The following is a 16,146-nucleotide window of genomic DNA, read 5'->3' on the forward strand; positions in this document are numbered from 1 at the left end:
TACTTTAAAAGGAGACCACTTATGATAATTGGATCGCATGTTGCAATGAAAGCGCCAAAGATGTTGGCTGGATCTGCTAAAGAAGCACATAGTTATGGTGCTAACGCAATGATGATCTTTACTGGTGCACCTCAGAATACGCGCCGTAAAGATGTATCAGAGATGAATATTGAAGAAGGCCAACGACTTTTAAAATTATATGGTATTGATCATATTATTGGTCATGCGCCATACATCGTTAATTTGGGAAATACCGTTAAACCGGAGAATCTTCCTTTTGGAATATCGTTTATGCATGATGAAATTCAGCGTGCTGATGCGTTAGGTATTGAAGCTCTTAGCTTCCATCCTGGTGCCCATTTGAAACAGGGACCTGAAGTGGCATTAAAACAAATCGCCGAATCTTTGGATAAAGCAATCGATAAGAATCAAAAAGTAAACATTGCTATAGAAACGATGGCTGGTAAGGGGACTGAAGTTGGAATTAATTTTGAACAATTAGCAATGATCTTTGATCACTGTCAGCACAACGATAAGTTGTCAGTTACTATGGATACTTGTCATATGAGTGACGCTGGCTATAATGTAAAAGATGATTTTGATGGTGTTTTGAATGAGTTTGATCACATTTTAGGTGTCGATAAGATATCTGTGATCCATTTAAACGATTCTAAAAATGATCAAGGTTCACATAAGGATCGTCATGAAAACATTGGGTTTGGAACAATTGGCTTTGATACATTGAACTACGTGGCACACCATCCCCAATTAGAACAAGTTCCTAAGATAATGGAAACTCCTTACGTTAAAAAAGATGAGAACGATAAGAAGGGTGTAGCACCTTACAAATTGGAAATTGAAATGTTACGTAATCAAAAGTTTGATCCAGAAATGCAAAATAAATTAAAAAAGAGCTAGCTTCAGGCTAGCTCTTCGTGTATCCATTGATATTTAACTGTTCCATGATCAGTGCGGCAGTTTCTTCAATTGAACGATCAGCCACATTTATGACTGGACAACCTAATTCTTTATAGATCTTATTTGAGTAATCAAGCTCTCGTTGAATCTCGTCTTCTTCTGAATATGCTGTATCTGGATTTAATCCGTACGCAATCATTCTTTGACGTCTGATTTTCGTCAGAACATTCATGTCGTTAGTCAAACCAACGATTTTCTTTGGATTAACATGCCATAATTCGTCAGGAATAGCCGCCTTAGGTACTAATGGCAAGTTGGCAACCTTAATATTCTTGTTTGCCAAGTAAAGTGATAGAGGCGTTTTTGACGTTCTGGAGATACCTAGTAGAACGAGGTCTGCTTCGAGCAGTCCTTTGGCATTTTTACCGTCATCATTATTAACGGTAAATTCCATTGCTGAGATCATATCAAAGTAATTTTGGTTTAGTTCGTGGATCAGGCCTTTTCTTCTTAATGGTTCTTCATGAGTTATTTGACCAAATGTTCCAATAATGGGATTGAGAATATCGTAATAAGTTATTTCATGTTGTTGACAGTAAGTATTGATGATCTCACTGATTTCCTTAGAGACAATAGTGTGTAAAATGACCGCTTTTTTCTCATTTGCGAGATTTAGGATTTTTTTTAATTGATTATCATCCTTTACGAAAGGATATTTTGTATAAACTATATCTAATTGTGGGAACTGTGCAAACGCCGCTTTAGCAACGCGGACAGCCGTTTCACCGGCCGCATCTGATAGTGCAAACACATCAACTCGTTGAGACATAACAAATTCCTCCTAAAAAATTTAAAAAATTGTTTGAACATTACCTTCTTTTTGTTATAATAACATATGAACTGTGAAAGAAATAGACAGTTACGCTTTAAATCGGAAGGAGGGATATCATATATGTCAAAAACAGTCGTTCGTGAAAATGAATCGCTAGATGATGCTCTTCGTCGTTTTAAACGCTCTGTCTCTAAAAGTGGTACACTTCAAGAATATCGTAAAAGAGAGTTTTACGAAAAGCCAAGTGTAAAGAAAAAGCTTAAGTCAGAAGCTGCACGTAAACGCAACAAGAAACGTCGTTAATATATAGAAAGGTTAAAACATTATATGTTTTAACCTTTTTTTTATAAGTTTTTTACATTCTTGTGCTATGATTCAAGATAATAGGAGGGTGTGTGTTTATTGACAGAAAATAGCGAACAAGTTAAGCAGAGTATTACTATTAAGAACCAGCAAGATGCCGCAAATATATTCGGTATCAATGATAGCAATTTAACACTTATTGAAGAGGGTATGTCCGTCAAGATACATGCCTTCGGCGATCAGTTAGATGTTACTGGTGATGAGAGTAATGTAGCCAAAACCATTACCTTTTTGCAAAAATTGATCAAACTTTCGAGTAATAAGATCAGTATTGGGGCTCCTGATATTGTCAGTGGTCTTAAAATGATCGAACGAGGAACCTTAGATTATTTTGAGGAATTGTATAAGGATGAGTTGATCAAAGATTATGGTGGTAATCCTGTAAGGGTTAGAAACTTTGGTCAAAGACAATACATCAATGCTATCAAACACAACGACATAACCTTTGGTATTGGACCAGCCGGTACTGGTAAAACTTATTTGGCCGTTGTTATGGCAGTCGCAGCTTTAAAAAAGGGAACTGTTAAACGTATTGTTTTGACACGTCCTGCTGTTGAGGCCGGGGAGAGTTTAGGATTCTTACCTGGTGATCTAAAAGAAAAGGTTGATCCATATATGCGTCCTATCTATGATGCATTATATGCAATTTTAGGAACAGAGCATACTGGACGTTTGTTAGAGCGAGGTGTGATTGAGGTTGCACCGTTGGCTTATATGAGGGGACGTACTTTGGATGAATCATTTGTGATCCTAGATGAAGCTCAAAATACTACTCAAGAACAGATGAAGATGTTCCTTACTCGGTTAGGTTTTGGATCAACAATGATCGTCAATGGTGACATATCGCAGATTGATTTACCACATAACGCCAAGAGCGGTTTAGTTCAAGCAAAAAAAATCTTAAATAATCTACCACACATCGAATTTGTCAATTTTACATCAGCTGATGTTGTTAGACACCCGGTTGTGGCAGAAATTATCGATGCATATGATGTAACAGATAAAACTGAATAATGATACGGGGATAAAAATGGATTTAGAAATTTTTAACGATGATAAATTAATTGATCAAAAACGCGAAGATTGGGTCGAAAACCTAGTTAAATTTACTTTTAAAGATTTAGAATTGAAGGATAACACACAGCTCTCAATTCACTTTGTAACTAAAGATAAGATTCATGAAATTAATAAAGAATATCGTGATGTTGATCGTGCAACTGATGTTATTAGTTTTGCTATCAATGATGGTGAAGAGTCACTAGATTATTTAGAGAGTCAAATTCCGGATTTACCAGTTGATCTAGGTGACCTATTTATCAGTGTAGAAATAGTTGATGAACATGCTAAAGACTATGAACATTCATTTGACCGCGAACTTGGTTATACGATCGTTCATGGCATCTTACATCTAAATGGTTATGATCATATTAAACCAGAGGATGAAAAGGTTATGATCGGTCTGCAAGAGAAAATTCTTAGTGCTTACGGCTTAGAAAAATAAGGAGTCTAACTAGTGGAAATTAACGAAAAAGAGTTATTCAATGTTGCAATAGAAGCTATGAAAAAAGCTTATACACCTTATTCTCACTACACGGTCGGAGCTGCCTTGGTTGCCGATAATGGTAAGATTTATTCTGGTGTTAATATTGAAAATGCTTCTTACGGACTTACCAATTGTGCGGAAAGGACTGCTATCTTCAAGGCCGTTTCCGAAGGCGCTCGTAAAATAGAAGCACTCATTGTTGTTAATGGAACTTCTGAGATGTCAAAACCTTGTGGTGCTTGTCGTCAGGTTATGAGTGAATTCATGGGTGGATCAGCATCAGTTTTCTTATCTAACAATAGTAATGATTTTAAGGAATACAAATTTAAAGAAATTTTGCCGCTAGCTTTTAGCGATAAGGATATGGATTAATATGGATAAAAATTTTCGTTCAGGTTTCGTAGCGATTGTTGGTCGACCAAATGTTGGAAAATCAACTTTTATGAATCGTATTATTAAAGAGCAGGTAGCTATCACTTCACCAAAGGCTCAAACAACTAGAAATAAGATCCAAGGTATCTATACTGATGAGGAACGTCAGATAATATTTTTGGATACACCTGGTATTCACAAACCTCATAATGGTTTGGATCAATACATGGATAAGGCTGCCATTTCGGCTTTACGTGAAGTTGATGCAGTATTATTTATGACTGAGGCTGGACAAAGTGCTGGACCTGGTGATAAATTCATCATTGATGAACTAAAAAAAGTTAAGGCACCGGTTTTCTTGATCCTTAATAAAATTGATTTGATCAATCCAGATGAAATGGCACCACAGATAAATGAATATAAAGACTTAATGGATTTCTCCGAAGTTATTCCAATCTCTGCTACTAATGGAAATAATATTGAAGATTTAATTGATTCATTAACTAAAGCGTTACCATTAGGACCACAATATTATGATGATGATCAAATTACTGATCACCCCGAATACTTTATTGTTGGTGAATTGATTCGTGAAAAGATCCTTCAGGATACACATGATGAGATTCCTCATTCAGTCGCCGTTATTGTGGATTCAATGAATCAACGGAGTGAAACTGGTAAATTACAGGTTGAAGCAACTATCTATGTTGAACGTGATACACAAAAGAAAATCGTTATCGGTAAAGGTGCCAGTATGTTGAAAAACATAGGTATCGGTTCGAGAATCAAGATCGAGCATTTATTAGGTGAGAAAATCAATTTGAAGTTATGGGTCAAAGTTAAGAAAAATTGGCGTGATGATGCATTGTTCTTATCTCGTGCTGGTTATGCGGTGAAGGATATTAATAACTAATGAAGTTACCATCTGATTTCTTTGGAATCGTTGTTAAAAGACAACGCTATCGAGAAAAAGATGCTTTAGTAACTATTCTGACTAAAGAGTATGGTTTCAAAACATTTTTAGTACGAGGTACTCAAGGCCCTAAGTCGAAGATATCCGGTTCAGTCATTCCATTTTCCTATGGTGACTATTCTGGATTAGTCAAAGAGGAAGGATTGTCGTATTTAAATTCGGCAAGTAATGTGAAGCAGTTTGATGAAATAATCCAAGATATTGAATTGAATGCTTACGCAACATTTCTATTTGACATGGTGTCCAATGCTTTTTTGGATGAAACCATCCCTGATGATTGGTACAAAGAGGTTTTTAAGGCATTATTGTATATCGATAATGGATATGATGCGCAAATCGTTGTAAATATTTTACAGATGCATCTTTTGAAAGTTTTTGGTGTTGAACCAAATATGGATTCATGTGTTGTGGGCGGTGAAACAAACGCTCGCTTTGATTTTTCAGTGATTTTAGGTGGTTTGTTGTGTTCGAAACATTTTAATCAAGATGTTCATCGATTGCATTTGTCAGAAAGAACGATTTATTTTCTAAGATTATTTAGCAAGATATCATTAGATCAAATCAGCAGTATTAATTTAAAAGATAGTAACAAGGATCTGATTCAGCATGCCATAGATTCGATTTATATTGGGTCAGTGGGATCATATCCAAAAAGTAAAACTTTTATTGATAATATGCATACTTGGCACATTTAGTTAATTGACAATTTATGTAAAAGTAGTTATTATTTAATGTGTATAGACAGAGATGCGGGATGGTGAAATCCGCAATAGTTTCATGGCTGAATAACTTGATTTTTATATATAAAAGTGCAGGACTTTGGTCCTGAATAAGGGTGGAACCGCGATTAATCGTCCCTTGCATGTATTTAGTATACCTGCAAGGGTCTTTTTTGTGTCCATCTGAGAGGAGAAAGTAATGGATAAAAAGTTAGATGTACAAAATATGATTTTGACATTGCAAAGATTTTGGAGTGAAAAGGGCTGTATGTTAATGCAGGCCTACGATACTGAAAAAGGTGCCGGTACAATGAGTCCGTATACCTTTTTGCGTGCTATCGGTCCTGAACCTTGGAATGCCGCATATGTTGAACCATCAAGACGTCCAGCTGATGGTCGTTATGGTGAAAATCCTAACCGTTTGTATCAACATCATCAATTTCAAGTAGTAATGAAACCTTCTCCAGAAGATATCCAAGAATATTATTTGGATTCATTACGTGCTTTAGGGATTGAACCTTTGGAACATGATATTCGTTTTGTTGAGGATAACTGGGAGAACCCTTCAATGGGCTGTGCCGGTGTTGGTTGGGAAGTCTGGCTTGATGGTATGGAAGTTTCTCAATTTACATACTTCCAACAGGTTGGTGGACTCCAAGTTCATCCTGTAACAAGTGAAATCACATATGGTGTTGAACGTTTAGCTTCATATATACAAGATGTTAACTCTGTTTATGACCTAGAATGGGGCGACGGAGTATTATATGGTGATATCTTCAAAGAACCTGAATATGAACATTCAAAATATTCATTTGAAGAAAGTAACCAGGACATGTTGTTTAAATTCTTTAATGAATATGAAAAAGAGGCTAACCGCCTGATGGATCTGGGCTTAGTTCATCCAGCATATGATTATATCTTGAAATGTAGCCATACATTTAATTTGTTAGATGCCAGAGGTGCTGTTTCTGTTACTGAAAGAGCCGCTTTCTTGTCAAGAATCAGAAGAATGGCTCACAAAGTTGCCAAGGCTTTCGTCGAAGAACGTAAAAAGTTAGGTTTCCCATTATTGGCTAACAGTGAAGCAAAGGAGAAAGAAAATGACTAAAAATTACTTATTAGAAATTGGGCTAGAAGAAATGCCTGCTCATGTTGTTACAAAGAGTGAGAATCAACTAGCACAAAAGGCAGCCAAGTTTTTAAAAGATAATCGTCTATCTTTCTCCAATATTGAAAAATATTCAACTCCAAGACGTTTGGCAATACTTATTAAGGATGTTGCTGATAAGCAAGAAGACATTGATATTAAGGCTAAAGGTCCTGCAAAGAAAATTGCTAAAGATGCCGATGGCAACTGGACAAAAGCTGCTCAAGGCTTTGCCCGTGGTCAAAAGATGACTGTTGATGATATTTTCTTTGAAGAATTAAAAGGTGTCGAATATGTTTATATTCAAAAACACGAAGCCGGTAAATCGGCTAATGAAATTTTAGGAAATATGACTGAAGTTATTGAATCAATTACTTTCCCAACAAGAATGCGCTGGAGTTCATATGATTTCGAATATATTCGCCCAATTCATTGGTTGATTTCATTACTTGGTAATGAAGAAGTTCCATTGAAGATTTTGGATGTTGAGTCAGGTCGTATCAGTCGAGGACATCGTTTCTTAGGAAAAGATGTAGAAATCGATAACGCAGATAATTATGTTGAAAAGTTACGTTCACAATTTGTTTTAGTTGATGCTAAAGAACGTAAGAATATCATCAGTGATCAAATTAAAAAAATTGCTGGCGACAATGATTGGGTAATCGATGTAGACAGTGACCTTCTTGAAGAAGTTAATAATCTAGTAGAATTTCCAACAACATTCTACGGTTCATTTGATAAAAAGTACTTAGAGATTCCTGAAGAAGTTCTAATCACTTCAATGAAGGATAATCAAAGATACTTCTATGTTAGAAATCACAAGGGTACTTTGGAGCCATACTTTATCGGTGTTAGAAATGGTAATACTGAACACATTGAAAATGTTATCCAAGGTAACGAAAAGGTTTTGGTTGCTCGTCTTGAAGATGCTGACTTCTTCTTTAAAGAAGATCAAAATAAGACAATTGCTGATTACGTTGAAAAGCTTAAATCAGTTAATTTCCACGTTAAGATCGGTACAATGTTTGAAAAAATGCAACGTGTTCATGCTATTTCAGAACATTTGGCTAAATTATTCAATTTAAATAATCAAGAAACAAAAGACTTGTTACGTGCCAGTGATATTTACAAATTTGATTTGGTTACAAATATGGTTGACGAATTCCCAGAACTTCAAGGCGTTATGGGTGAGAAATATGCTAGTTTGATGGGTGAAACCGATGGCGTTGCTAAAGCTGTTAGTGAACATTATATGCCAATCTCTTCTGAAGGTGATCTACCTAAGACAAAGGTCGGGGCTACTTTAGCTATTGCAGATAAGATTGATTCACTAAAGACATTTTATGCAGTTGACCTTATTCCAAGTGGATCAAATGACCCATATGCTTTGAGAAGACAAGCCTATGGTATCGTAAGAATCCTTGATCAAAATCAATGGTCATTAAATATCAATGATCTTCAAGCATTTCTTGCTGGACTTGATGTTAAAGAAGGACTTGATCTATCTAAGAATCAAGCTGAATTTACTGACTTCATGATCGATCGTGTTCGTCAATTACTTAATACAGTTGATCTTAGAAATGATATTGTTGATGCGGTTAGTGAAACTTCAATTGTTGATCCGATTGAAATGATCAATACAGCTAAGGTTCTTCAAAAACATGTTGAAGATGATGATTTTAAGGAAGTTATTGAAGCTTTAAGTAGAGTTGTTAATTTATCTCAAAAGGCCGATTTCAAATTCAGTAGTGAATTGAGTGTTAAGACCGATTTGTTTGAAAATCCATCAGAAAATAAATTAAAAGAAGCGGTTGAAAACATAAGCAACTCTGATACTAAAGATGCTGAAAAGTTGTATACTGCACTAGCCAGTCTAAAACCAACAATAGATAATTACTTTGATGAAAATATGATTATGGATAAAAATGAGGCCGTTAAAGCCAATCGTCTTACTCAACTAGTTATTTTAAACAATTTAATTGCAAAATTAGGAAACTTATCTAGAATTGTAGTTAAGTAAAGTTAATTATTTGTATTTTATAAATCCATGTGTTAATCTTTAGTTCACTGTTTTTATAGACATTGTGAGGAGGTGACAGCAATGGCAACTCGAATTCCACAGGAATTTATAGATGAAGTTACCTCGAAGACAAACATCGTCGATGTTTTAAGCAAATATGTTCAACTCAAAAAAGCGGGTAAGAACTTCGTTGGTCTATGTCCGTTTCACGAAGAAAGAACACCATCCTTCACCGTTACTGAAGAGAAACAGTTTTTTCACTGTTTCAGTTGCGGTCGTGGGGGAAATGTTTATAAATTCATTATGGAAATGGAGAGTAAGACTTTCCCAGAAGCCGTAATTGAAGTGGCTAAAATGGGTAATATTCCTATTCCCGATAGTTACCAAACCGAAAATACTAATTATCAGAATTCAGATAGTAGAACTTTACTGAAAATGTATGAGGAAACGGCAAAGTTATATAACCATATTTTGTTAAAAACAGAAAATGGTAGTCATGCTCTGAAGTATCTTAATCAACGTGATATTGATGATGGTCTAATCAGTACCTTCAGTCTTGGGTATGCACCAAATAATTCGGATCTACTGTTACAGTTCTTTAAAGATCGTTCGATCAGTGAAAATATTTTGAGAAAATCTGGTTTGTTTGCAGAAAATCAAGAGGGAGAACTGTTTGATCGCTTTAGAGATCGGGTGATGGTTCCTATAACTGATGAAGCCGGAAATATCGTGGCATTTTCAGGTAGAATTTTAGATAAGAATGCTAGCACAGCAAAGTATATGAATAGTCCAGAAACGGAAATTTTCAGTAAAAGTAAAGTTCTGTTTAATTTAAGTAATGCTAAAAAGAGTATTCGCGATAATCAGAATGTTATTTTATTTGAAGGTTTTATGGATGTTTTGAGTGCCTATAAATCCGGTGTTACCAATGGTGTGGCATCGATGGGTACTAGTTTGACTGATCAGCAGTTATATACATTGAGTAGACTGACTAATCAAATTAATATTTGTTATGATGGTGATGATCCTGGTGTTGAGGCGACGTATCGAGCGTTAACACAGCTTAATGATGAGCGCTTCACTTATGGAGTTATCAGTGTCCCTGATCAAAAGGATCCTGATGAATATATCAGAAGTGAAGGTTCGGAAAAGTTTAGTGGTTTAGTCAAAAATGGTGTGCAAACGCCTATTTCATTCATTCTTAATTATTTCCGTCGACACTATAATCTTAATAATGAACATGATCAGTTGGAGTTCTTGAATCAATCACTCCAAGAAATCGTTAAATTAAGTTCACCAGTTGAGATTGACATGTACGTTGGACGTGTTGCCGATGAAATGAACGTTTCTAAAGACTCCATTAATAAAGAACTGGATGCTTTGAGACGTAGTAATGCCATCAAACAACCGGCTGAATATAAAGATATCCAAAGGACAGCACTTGGAGGATCAACCACGACTGTTAGGTCGAGTAAATTTGATCGTATTGAGAAATCCGAACGGTGCTTATTGTATTGGACTATCAGTTTTCCGGAGTTGAAAGCCAATTTAAAAGGTAATAATTTTCAGTTTGTTCATGAAAATTATCAAAGAATTTATGAATCCTTGTTAGCCTTTGGCGATATTAATGATAATACGGAAATGTCTGACTTTATGAATGGGCTGGATAATGATGGCAAGAACCTTTTGGCTGAATTAGAGATGATGCAGATGCCTGATGAATACACGGAACAAGAAATCGATGATTATATTTCAAATATCAACAATTCAGATTTGGAATCTCGAGTATCTGATATCAATCAACAACTTAAGCAAGCGGCAATGGTAGGTGACAATAAATTACAATTAGAGCTAACAAAGCAATTAATTGATTTAAGAAAATTGTTAACTAGTAATTAAAAGCATACTGGAGGAAAATACATGGCAACTAAAAAAACAACAGTATCAAAAGAACTTAAAAGTGCTACAAAGAAGCTTGTTAAAGATTTAAAGAAAACTGGAAAGATCACTGAAACTGATCTAACCGAAAAAATTATTACACCATATAAGTTAAAAGGCGACGCATTAAATACCTTTATTGAAGAATTAGAAGATCAGGGTATCGGTGTTGTTGATGAAAAAGGTAATCCAAGTAAACTTTCACTTCTAAAAGAAGAAAAGAGTGCTAAGAAGACTAAAAAAGACACCGCAGCCGCAACCGATATTAAAGTTAACGATCCAGTTCGTATGTACTTAAAGGAAATTGGTCGTGTTCCTCTACTTAATGCTCAACAAGAAGTTGATCTAGCTCTGAAGATTGAACAAGGTGACGAAGAAGCTAAACAAAGACTTGCTGAGGCTAACTTGCGTTTGGTTGTCTCAATTGCTAAACGTTATGTTGGCCGTGGTATGCAATTCCTTGATTTGATCCAAGAAGGAAACATGGGTCTAATGAAGGCCGTTGAGAAATTTGATTATCGTTTAGGATTTAAATTCTCAACATATGCAACTTGGTGGATCAGACAGGCGATTACGCGTGCTATTGCTGATCAGGCTAGAACAATTCGTATCCCTGTTCATATGGTTGAAACTATTAACAAGTTGATCAGAATTCAACGTCAATTGCTTCAAGACCTTGGACGTGAGCCGTTACCAGAAGAAATTGGTGCTGAAATGGATATGGCAACTGGCAAGGTTCGTGATATTCTAAAGATTGCTCAAGAACCAGTTTCATTGGAAACACCTATTGGAGAAGAGGACGACTCTCATCTTGGTGATTTCATTGAAGATTCTGATGCAACGAGTCCTGAGGATCATGCATCCTATGAACTATTAAAGGAACAACTCGAAAACGTTTTGGATACTTTGACAGATCGTGAAGAGAATGTACTTCGTTTACGTTTTGGTTTAGATGATGGTAGAACAAGAACTCTAGAAGAAGTTGGTAAAGTATTTGGCGTTACTCGTGAGAGAATTCGTCAAATTGAAGCCAAGGCTCTTAGAAAATTGCGTCACCCATCAAGATCAAAACAATTAAAAGACTTTTTAGAATAAATATTAGAGAAGAACAGTATGAAATTACTGTTCTTTTTATTTTTTGTGAAATTTTTGAATTAAATAGTTATGTTTTTTTATAAGTTGCGTTAACATTAATATATCTACTTTTTGGAGGATTTATATGCTAGATAAAAAGATTTATGACGAGATTTTTTCTCATTCATTCACAATTCCAATTAAAGTCATTTTTTGGGATGGAAAAGAAAAAAATTATGGGCCAGAAGGAAAATCTGACATAACAATTAAGTTCAATAATAAAGTTGCCATTTCTGAAGTCGTTAAGCATGCCACGCTTACTTTAGGTGAGGCATACATGGATAAGGATATTGAAATCGAAGGTTCGATTCAAAAACTTATCACATCTGCTTACACACAATCCGATAGTTTTATGTCAAGTTTAAAACTAAAGAAATTCGTTCCCAAGTTCAGCCACAGTGAAGAGAGCAATAAAAAAGAGATTCAAGAACATTATGACATTGGTAATGATTTTTATAAGTTATGGCTTGATGATACGATGACATATTCATGTGCTTATTTCCGTACACCAGAAGACACTTTGGAACAAGCACAAATGAATAAAGTTCACCATATTTTGAATAAATTGAATACTAAACCAGGTGAAAGTCTTATTGATATCGGCTGTGGTTGGGGAACAATGATGTTCACGGCCGCTAAAGAATACGGCCTTAAGGCTAAAGGCGTCACGCTTAGTCAAGAACAATACGATTATGTTAAGAATAAAATTGAAGAAGAGAATCTAACCGATCAAATGGAAGTTATTCTTGAAGATTATCGTGAAATCAACGAAAAATTTGATCATGTTGTTTCAGTTGGTATGTTCGAACATGTTGGGGAAACTCACTTGGAAGGTTACTTCAAGACAGTTAAGAAGATGCTCAAGCCGAATGGTACTGCATTGATTCATGGTATTACTGGTCAACATGAAGGCTTAGGTGTCGATCCATGGCTTGTTAAGTATATTTTCCCAGGTGGTTATATTCCTGATATCAAAGAGAATATTGGTCACATTATGGATGCTAAATTGCAAATTGACGACATTGAACCATTACGTCGTCACTATCAAAAAACCGTTGAAATTTGGCGTCATAATTTCTTAAAGGTTGAAGACAAAGTTAAAGATATGTATGGTGAGAGATTCGTTCGTATGTGGGATCTTTACCTTCAAGGTTGTGCTGCTTCGTTCCAAAGTGGTAATATCGATGTAATCCAATACTTATTGACAAATGGACCAAGTGGTTCTTCATTGCCAATGACACGGGAATATATGACAGACTTAGATCGTAAGACTGCGGAATAGAGGTTAATGTGACTTTACTATCAAACAGACTACAAGCTGTGTCCAAAATGGTCGATACGAATGCTCGAGTGGCAGATATTGGCTCTGATCACGCTTATTTACCAGTAGAATTGATTGAAAACAATACAATTGATTATGCAATTGCTGGGGAGGTGGCCTCAGGTCCGATGTCGCGTTCGAAAGAAGATATCGATAAATTTGGGTTAAGTAAAAAAATTGATGTCCGTTTAGGCGATGGTTTAGCCGTTATTGAAGCAGCGGATAAAATAGATACTGTTGTCATTGCAGGTATGGGTGGCATTTTGATCTGTGATATTTTGACACGAGCGACTGAAAATCAATTGTCAAATGTTAACACATTGATTTTACAGCCAAATATTGGAGAACCTTTGGTTAGACATTGGCTGATTGAAAATGGATTTGCCATAGTTGATGAAGATCTTTTAGAAGATGAACATCATGATTATGAGATCATTAAGGCTCAAAAGGTGACTAATAGTTCAGAATTGAGTGAGGCCCAATATCTAATGGGTCCCATTTTAATGAAAAGAAAGTCGGCCGATTTCATTAATAAGTGGCAGCGTAAACTAAATAGTTATCAAAAAGCCGTTGCTAATATGAAGCATGCTAAAGAAATTGATACAAAAAAAATTCACAAAATGCAGCAATATATTAAATATGTTGAGGAGATTTTGTAATGGTCAAAGTACAAGATATTATTAATCATGTAGAAGAATTTGCACCATTAGCTATCAAAGAAGATGGAGATCCAACCGGTTTTCAAATTGGAGATCGTAGTCAAGACGTTCATAAAATTATGACTACATTGGATGTTCGACCTCGAGTAGTTGAAGAAGCTATCGATAAAAATGTTGACATGATCATGGCACATCATCCGATAATGTTTCATTCTGTTAGAAACCTTGATTTGTCATCACCTCAAAATAAAATGTATCAGGATCTTTTATCACATAATATAGCTGTTCATTCGGCACATACCAATCTTGATAAGGCTCATGGTGGTATGAATGATTGGCTAATGGAGAAACTTGAGTTACAAAATGTTCGCTATCTTGATCCTAATGACGATTATTCAATCGGACGTATGGGTAATCTTGCTGAACCGATGGATCTACTGGACTTTGCTAAAAAAGTCCGTGATGTGTATGATTTGCCAAATTTACGCTATGTTAAGTCAGAACTTGGACAACAAGTTAAGAAAGTTGCTATTATTGGTGGAGATGCTGGTAAATTCTATCCTGAAGTTTTGAAGGCTGGGGCTGATACCTTTATTACCGGTGATGTTTATTATCATACAGCGCATGACATGATGTCGAATGGACTAAATGTAGTTGATCCTGGACATCACATTGAAGTTATCTTTATTGAAAAGATGGCTCGTTTGTTAAATGACTGGAAAAAGGCCTACAAATGGGACATTGAAGTTATTCAGTCTGAAGTGAACACAGAACCATATAATTTTATATAGGAAGTGGACAAATTGGCAATTAAATACGAAAAATTAATCCCTCGTTTTTTGGGATATGTTAAGCAAAATACTCGTTCTGACGAGAATTCAACAACTATTCCATCAACGGAAAGACAAACTGTTTTTCTTAATAAGTTAGCAGAAGAGTTAAAAACCGTTGGTTTAAATGATGTTAAAATCAATCCCGTTAACTCTTATTTAACAGCAGAACTACCATCAAATTTAGACTATGATGTTCCTGTTTTGGGATTGATTTCTCATATTGATACTGCTGATTTCAATTCTGAAGATATCAAGCCTAAAATCGTTGAAAATTACGATGGTAAAAGTATCCTAAAATTAGATGATGAAGGTAAGTACACACTGGATCCTAAAGTTTTTCCTTCATTAAATAATTATGCAGGTCAAACATTGATCACAACTAGTGGAGATACATTACTTGGTTCTGATGATAAGTCAGGTGTTAGTGAAATTGTTACTGCTATGGAGTATTTGATTGATCATCCTGAAATTAAACATGGAAAAGTTAAGATTGGTCTTGGTCCTGACGAAGAAATTGGTACCGGGGCCGATAAGTTTGATGTTAGAGATTTTGGTGCCGATTTTGCTTATACTGTCGATGGTGGTCCGGTTGGTCAACTAGAGTATGAAACTTTTAGTGCCGCAGGATTGAAAGTTCATATTACAGGTAAGGATGTTCACCCAGGTTCCGCTAAGGGGATTATGATCAATTCCATGAGTATTGCTAATGATTTCCAAAATGCTTTGCCTAGTGATGAAGTTCCTGAGAAAACCGATGGACGTGAAGGATTCTTCCACCTAGTTTCAATTAATGGAACAGTTGATTCAACTTATTTATCGTATATTATTCGCGATTTTGACCGTACGGGTCTAGAAGATCGTAAGAACAAAATTAAAGTGATCGTTGCAGATTTGAATAAAAAGTACGGTGAAGATACTGTTAAAATTGATATGAAGGATCAATACTACAATATGATCGATATCATAAAAGAGCATATGGACGTAGTTAGGATTGCTGAACGTGCTATGAAGAATCTCAATATTGAACCTGATGAGGCCGCCGTTCGTGGTGGTACTGATGGATCAAAGATTTCCTTCATGGGATTACCAACGCCTAACTTGTTTGCTGGTGGTGAAAATATGCACGGACGATTTGAGTACGTTGCTGAAGAGTCAATGGAAAAGGCCGTTGATGTTGTTTTGGAAATTATCAAACTAAATAACGACAATAAAAAATAGATTTTTAATCAAGATTGGGCACTGCAACTATTTTTTGAGACATTAAAATAAAAGCACTTCTTTTATTGGGCTATTAAGTTCCGGTATTCTACCGGCGACTGATAGCCCAGTTTTTCGAATATTCGTTCTTCATTCCAAAATTTGATGTATTCTTCT

Annotated in this window: 17 protein-coding genes; 15 read left to right on the top strand and 2 right to left on the bottom strand. The window is 35.6% G+C overall.

Annotated features, from left to right (window positions below; genetic code table 11):
* The first annotated feature begins 21 nt into the window (after positions 1 to 21).
* On the top strand, positions 22 to 918 hold the full coding sequence (locus EKM64_RS09640; protein WP_125678048.1) for a deoxyribonuclease IV: 897 nt from the start codon (positions 22 to 24) through the stop codon (positions 916 to 918).
* Between the two features lie 7 nt (positions 919 to 925).
* Here EKM64_RS09640 and EKM64_RS09645 read toward each other — a convergent pair whose 3' ends face one another.
* On the bottom strand, positions 926 to 1,747 hold the full coding sequence (locus EKM64_RS09645) for a pyruvate, water dikinase regulatory protein (RefSeq protein ID WP_125678050.1): 822 nt from the start codon (positions 1,745 to 1,747) through the stop codon (positions 926 to 928).
* Positions 1,748 to 1,870: 123 nt separating this feature from the next.
* On the opposite strand from EKM64_RS09645, the gene rpsU reads away from it, so the two are divergent.
* The 14 genes from rpsU to pepT all read left to right on the top strand — a co-directional run bounded on the left by rpsU (position 1,871) and on the right by pepT (position 15,990).
* Positions 1,871 to 2,053, top strand: a complete 183-nt coding sequence (gene rpsU, locus EKM64_RS09650; RefSeq protein ID WP_057765315.1) for a 30S ribosomal protein S21 — start codon at positions 1,871 to 1,873, stop codon at positions 2,051 to 2,053.
* A 99-nt stretch (positions 2,054 to 2,152) separates the two neighbouring features.
* Positions 2,153 to 3,127: a PhoH family protein gene (locus EKM64_RS09655; RefSeq protein WP_125678052.1), complete on the top strand. Its 975-nt coding sequence runs from the start codon at positions 2,153 to 2,155 to the stop codon at positions 3,125 to 3,127.
* Positions 3,128 to 3,143: 16 nt separating this feature from the next.
* Positions 3,144 to 3,614 (top strand): rRNA maturation RNase YbeY, encoded by a 471-nt coding sequence (gene ybeY, locus EKM64_RS09660; RefSeq protein WP_125678054.1) that lies wholly within the window; start codon positions 3,144 to 3,146, stop codon positions 3,612 to 3,614.
* 12 nt (positions 3,615 to 3,626) lie between these two features.
* On the top strand, positions 3,627 to 4,028 hold the full coding sequence (locus EKM64_RS09665; RefSeq protein WP_125678056.1) for a cytidine deaminase: 402 nt from the start codon (positions 3,627 to 3,629) through the stop codon (positions 4,026 to 4,028).
* A gap of 1 nt (position 4,029) precedes the next feature.
* Positions 4,030 to 4,941, top strand: coding sequence for a GTPase Era (gene era / locus EKM64_RS09670; protein ID WP_125678058.1), 912 nt, complete (start codon positions 4,030 to 4,032; stop codon positions 4,939 to 4,941).
* On the top strand, positions 4,941 to 5,696 hold the full coding sequence (gene recO, locus EKM64_RS09675; protein ID WP_125678060.1) for a DNA repair protein RecO: 756 nt from the start codon (positions 4,941 to 4,943) through the stop codon (positions 5,694 to 5,696). Before era ends, recO begins: the two co-directional genes overlap by 1 nt.
* Before the next feature lie 223 nt (positions 5,697 to 5,919).
* Complete coding sequence (gene glyQ / locus EKM64_RS09680; RefSeq protein ID WP_125678062.1) at positions 5,920 to 6,828, top strand: glycine--tRNA ligase subunit alpha; 909 nt, start codon at positions 5,920 to 5,922, stop codon at positions 6,826 to 6,828.
* Complete coding sequence (glyS, locus tag EKM64_RS09685; RefSeq protein WP_125678064.1) at positions 6,821 to 8,887, top strand: glycine--tRNA ligase subunit beta; 2,067 nt, start codon at positions 6,821 to 6,823, stop codon at positions 8,885 to 8,887. Before glyQ ends, glyS begins: the two co-directional genes overlap by 8 nt.
* An 81-nt stretch (positions 8,888 to 8,968) precedes the next feature.
* A complete protein-coding gene (gene dnaG, locus EKM64_RS09690) occupies positions 8,969 to 10,786 on the top strand; it encodes a DNA primase (protein WP_125678066.1) in 1,818 nt (605 codons plus the stop codon).
* A gap of 21 nt (positions 10,787 to 10,807) precedes the next feature.
* Positions 10,808 to 11,920, top strand: coding sequence for an RNA polymerase sigma factor RpoD (gene rpoD, locus EKM64_RS09695; RefSeq protein ID WP_125678068.1), 1,113 nt, complete (start codon positions 10,808 to 10,810; stop codon positions 11,918 to 11,920).
* A gap of 124 nt (positions 11,921 to 12,044) precedes the next feature.
* Positions 12,045 to 13,241, top strand: a complete 1,197-nt coding sequence (locus tag EKM64_RS09700) for an SAM-dependent methyltransferase (protein ID WP_125678070.1) — start codon at positions 12,045 to 12,047, stop codon at positions 13,239 to 13,241.
* A gap of 8 nt (positions 13,242 to 13,249) precedes the next feature.
* The gene (locus EKM64_RS09705; protein ID WP_125678072.1) at positions 13,250 to 13,939 is read left to right on the top strand and encodes a tRNA (adenine(22)-N(1))-methyltransferase; all 690 of its coding nucleotides are present in this window, start codon (positions 13,250 to 13,252) and stop codon (positions 13,937 to 13,939) included.
* Positions 13,939 to 14,730, top strand: a complete 792-nt coding sequence (locus EKM64_RS09710) for a Nif3-like dinuclear metal center hexameric protein (RefSeq protein WP_125678074.1) — start codon at positions 13,939 to 13,941, stop codon at positions 14,728 to 14,730. The genes EKM64_RS09705 and EKM64_RS09710 overlap by 1 nt, the downstream gene beginning before the upstream one ends.
* Before the next feature lie 12 nt (positions 14,731 to 14,742).
* Positions 14,743 to 15,990, top strand: coding sequence for a peptidase T (pepT, locus tag EKM64_RS09715; protein ID WP_125678076.1), 1,248 nt, complete (start codon positions 14,743 to 14,745; stop codon positions 15,988 to 15,990).
* 62 nt (positions 15,991 to 16,052) lie between these two features.
* Here the strand turns inward: pepT and EKM64_RS11765 are convergent, their stop codons facing one another.
* Positions 16,053 to 16,136 carry an IS3 family transposase gene (locus EKM64_RS11765; protein WP_225420984.1) on the bottom strand — a complete coding sequence of 28 codons (84 nt, stop codon included), beginning with the start codon at positions 16,134 to 16,136 and terminating at the stop codon, positions 16,053 to 16,055.
* Positions 16,137 to 16,146: the final 10 nt, after the last annotated feature.

The organism is Companilactobacillus keshanensis (assembly GCF_003946205.1).
Lineage (GTDB): Bacteria > Bacillota > Bacilli > Lactobacillales > Lactobacillaceae > Companilactobacillus > Companilactobacillus keshanensis.

What these genes read in the sequence shown, in the direction of transcription:
- EKM64_RS09640 (WP_125678048.1), top strand. Translation starts at nt 22, where the DNA reads ATGATAATTGGATCGCATGTTGCAATGAAAGCGCCAAAGATGTTGGCT.
- EKM64_RS09645 (WP_125678050.1), bottom strand. Translation starts at nt 1,747, where the DNA reads ATGTCTCAACGAGTTGATGTGTTTGCACTATCAGATGCGGCCGGTGAA.
- rpsU (WP_057765315.1), top strand. Translation starts at nt 1,871, where the DNA reads ATGTCAAAAACAGTCGTTCGTGAAAATGAATCGCTAGATGATGCTCTT.
- ybeY (WP_125678054.1), top strand. Translation starts at nt 3,144, where the DNA reads ATGGATTTAGAAATTTTTAACGATGATAAATTAATTGATCAAAAACGC.
- era (WP_125678058.1), top strand. Translation starts at nt 4,030, where the DNA reads ATGGATAAAAATTTTCGTTCAGGTTTCGTAGCGATTGTTGGTCGACCA.
- recO (WP_125678060.1), top strand. Translation starts at nt 4,941, where the DNA reads ATGAAGTTACCATCTGATTTCTTTGGAATCGTTGTTAAAAGACAACGC.
- glyQ (WP_125678062.1), top strand. Translation starts at nt 5,920, where the DNA reads ATGGATAAAAAGTTAGATGTACAAAATATGATTTTGACATTGCAAAGA.
- glyS (WP_125678064.1), top strand. Translation starts at nt 6,821, where the DNA reads ATGACTAAAAATTACTTATTAGAAATTGGGCTAGAAGAAATGCCTGCT.
- dnaG (WP_125678066.1), top strand. Translation starts at nt 8,969, where the DNA reads ATGGCAACTCGAATTCCACAGGAATTTATAGATGAAGTTACCTCGAAG.
- rpoD (WP_125678068.1), top strand. Translation starts at nt 10,808, where the DNA reads ATGGCAACTAAAAAAACAACAGTATCAAAAGAACTTAAAAGTGCTACA.
- EKM64_RS09700 (WP_125678070.1), top strand. Translation starts at nt 12,045, where the DNA reads ATGCTAGATAAAAAGATTTATGACGAGATTTTTTCTCATTCATTCACA.
- EKM64_RS09710 (WP_125678074.1), top strand. Translation starts at nt 13,939, where the DNA reads ATGGTCAAAGTACAAGATATTATTAATCATGTAGAAGAATTTGCACCA.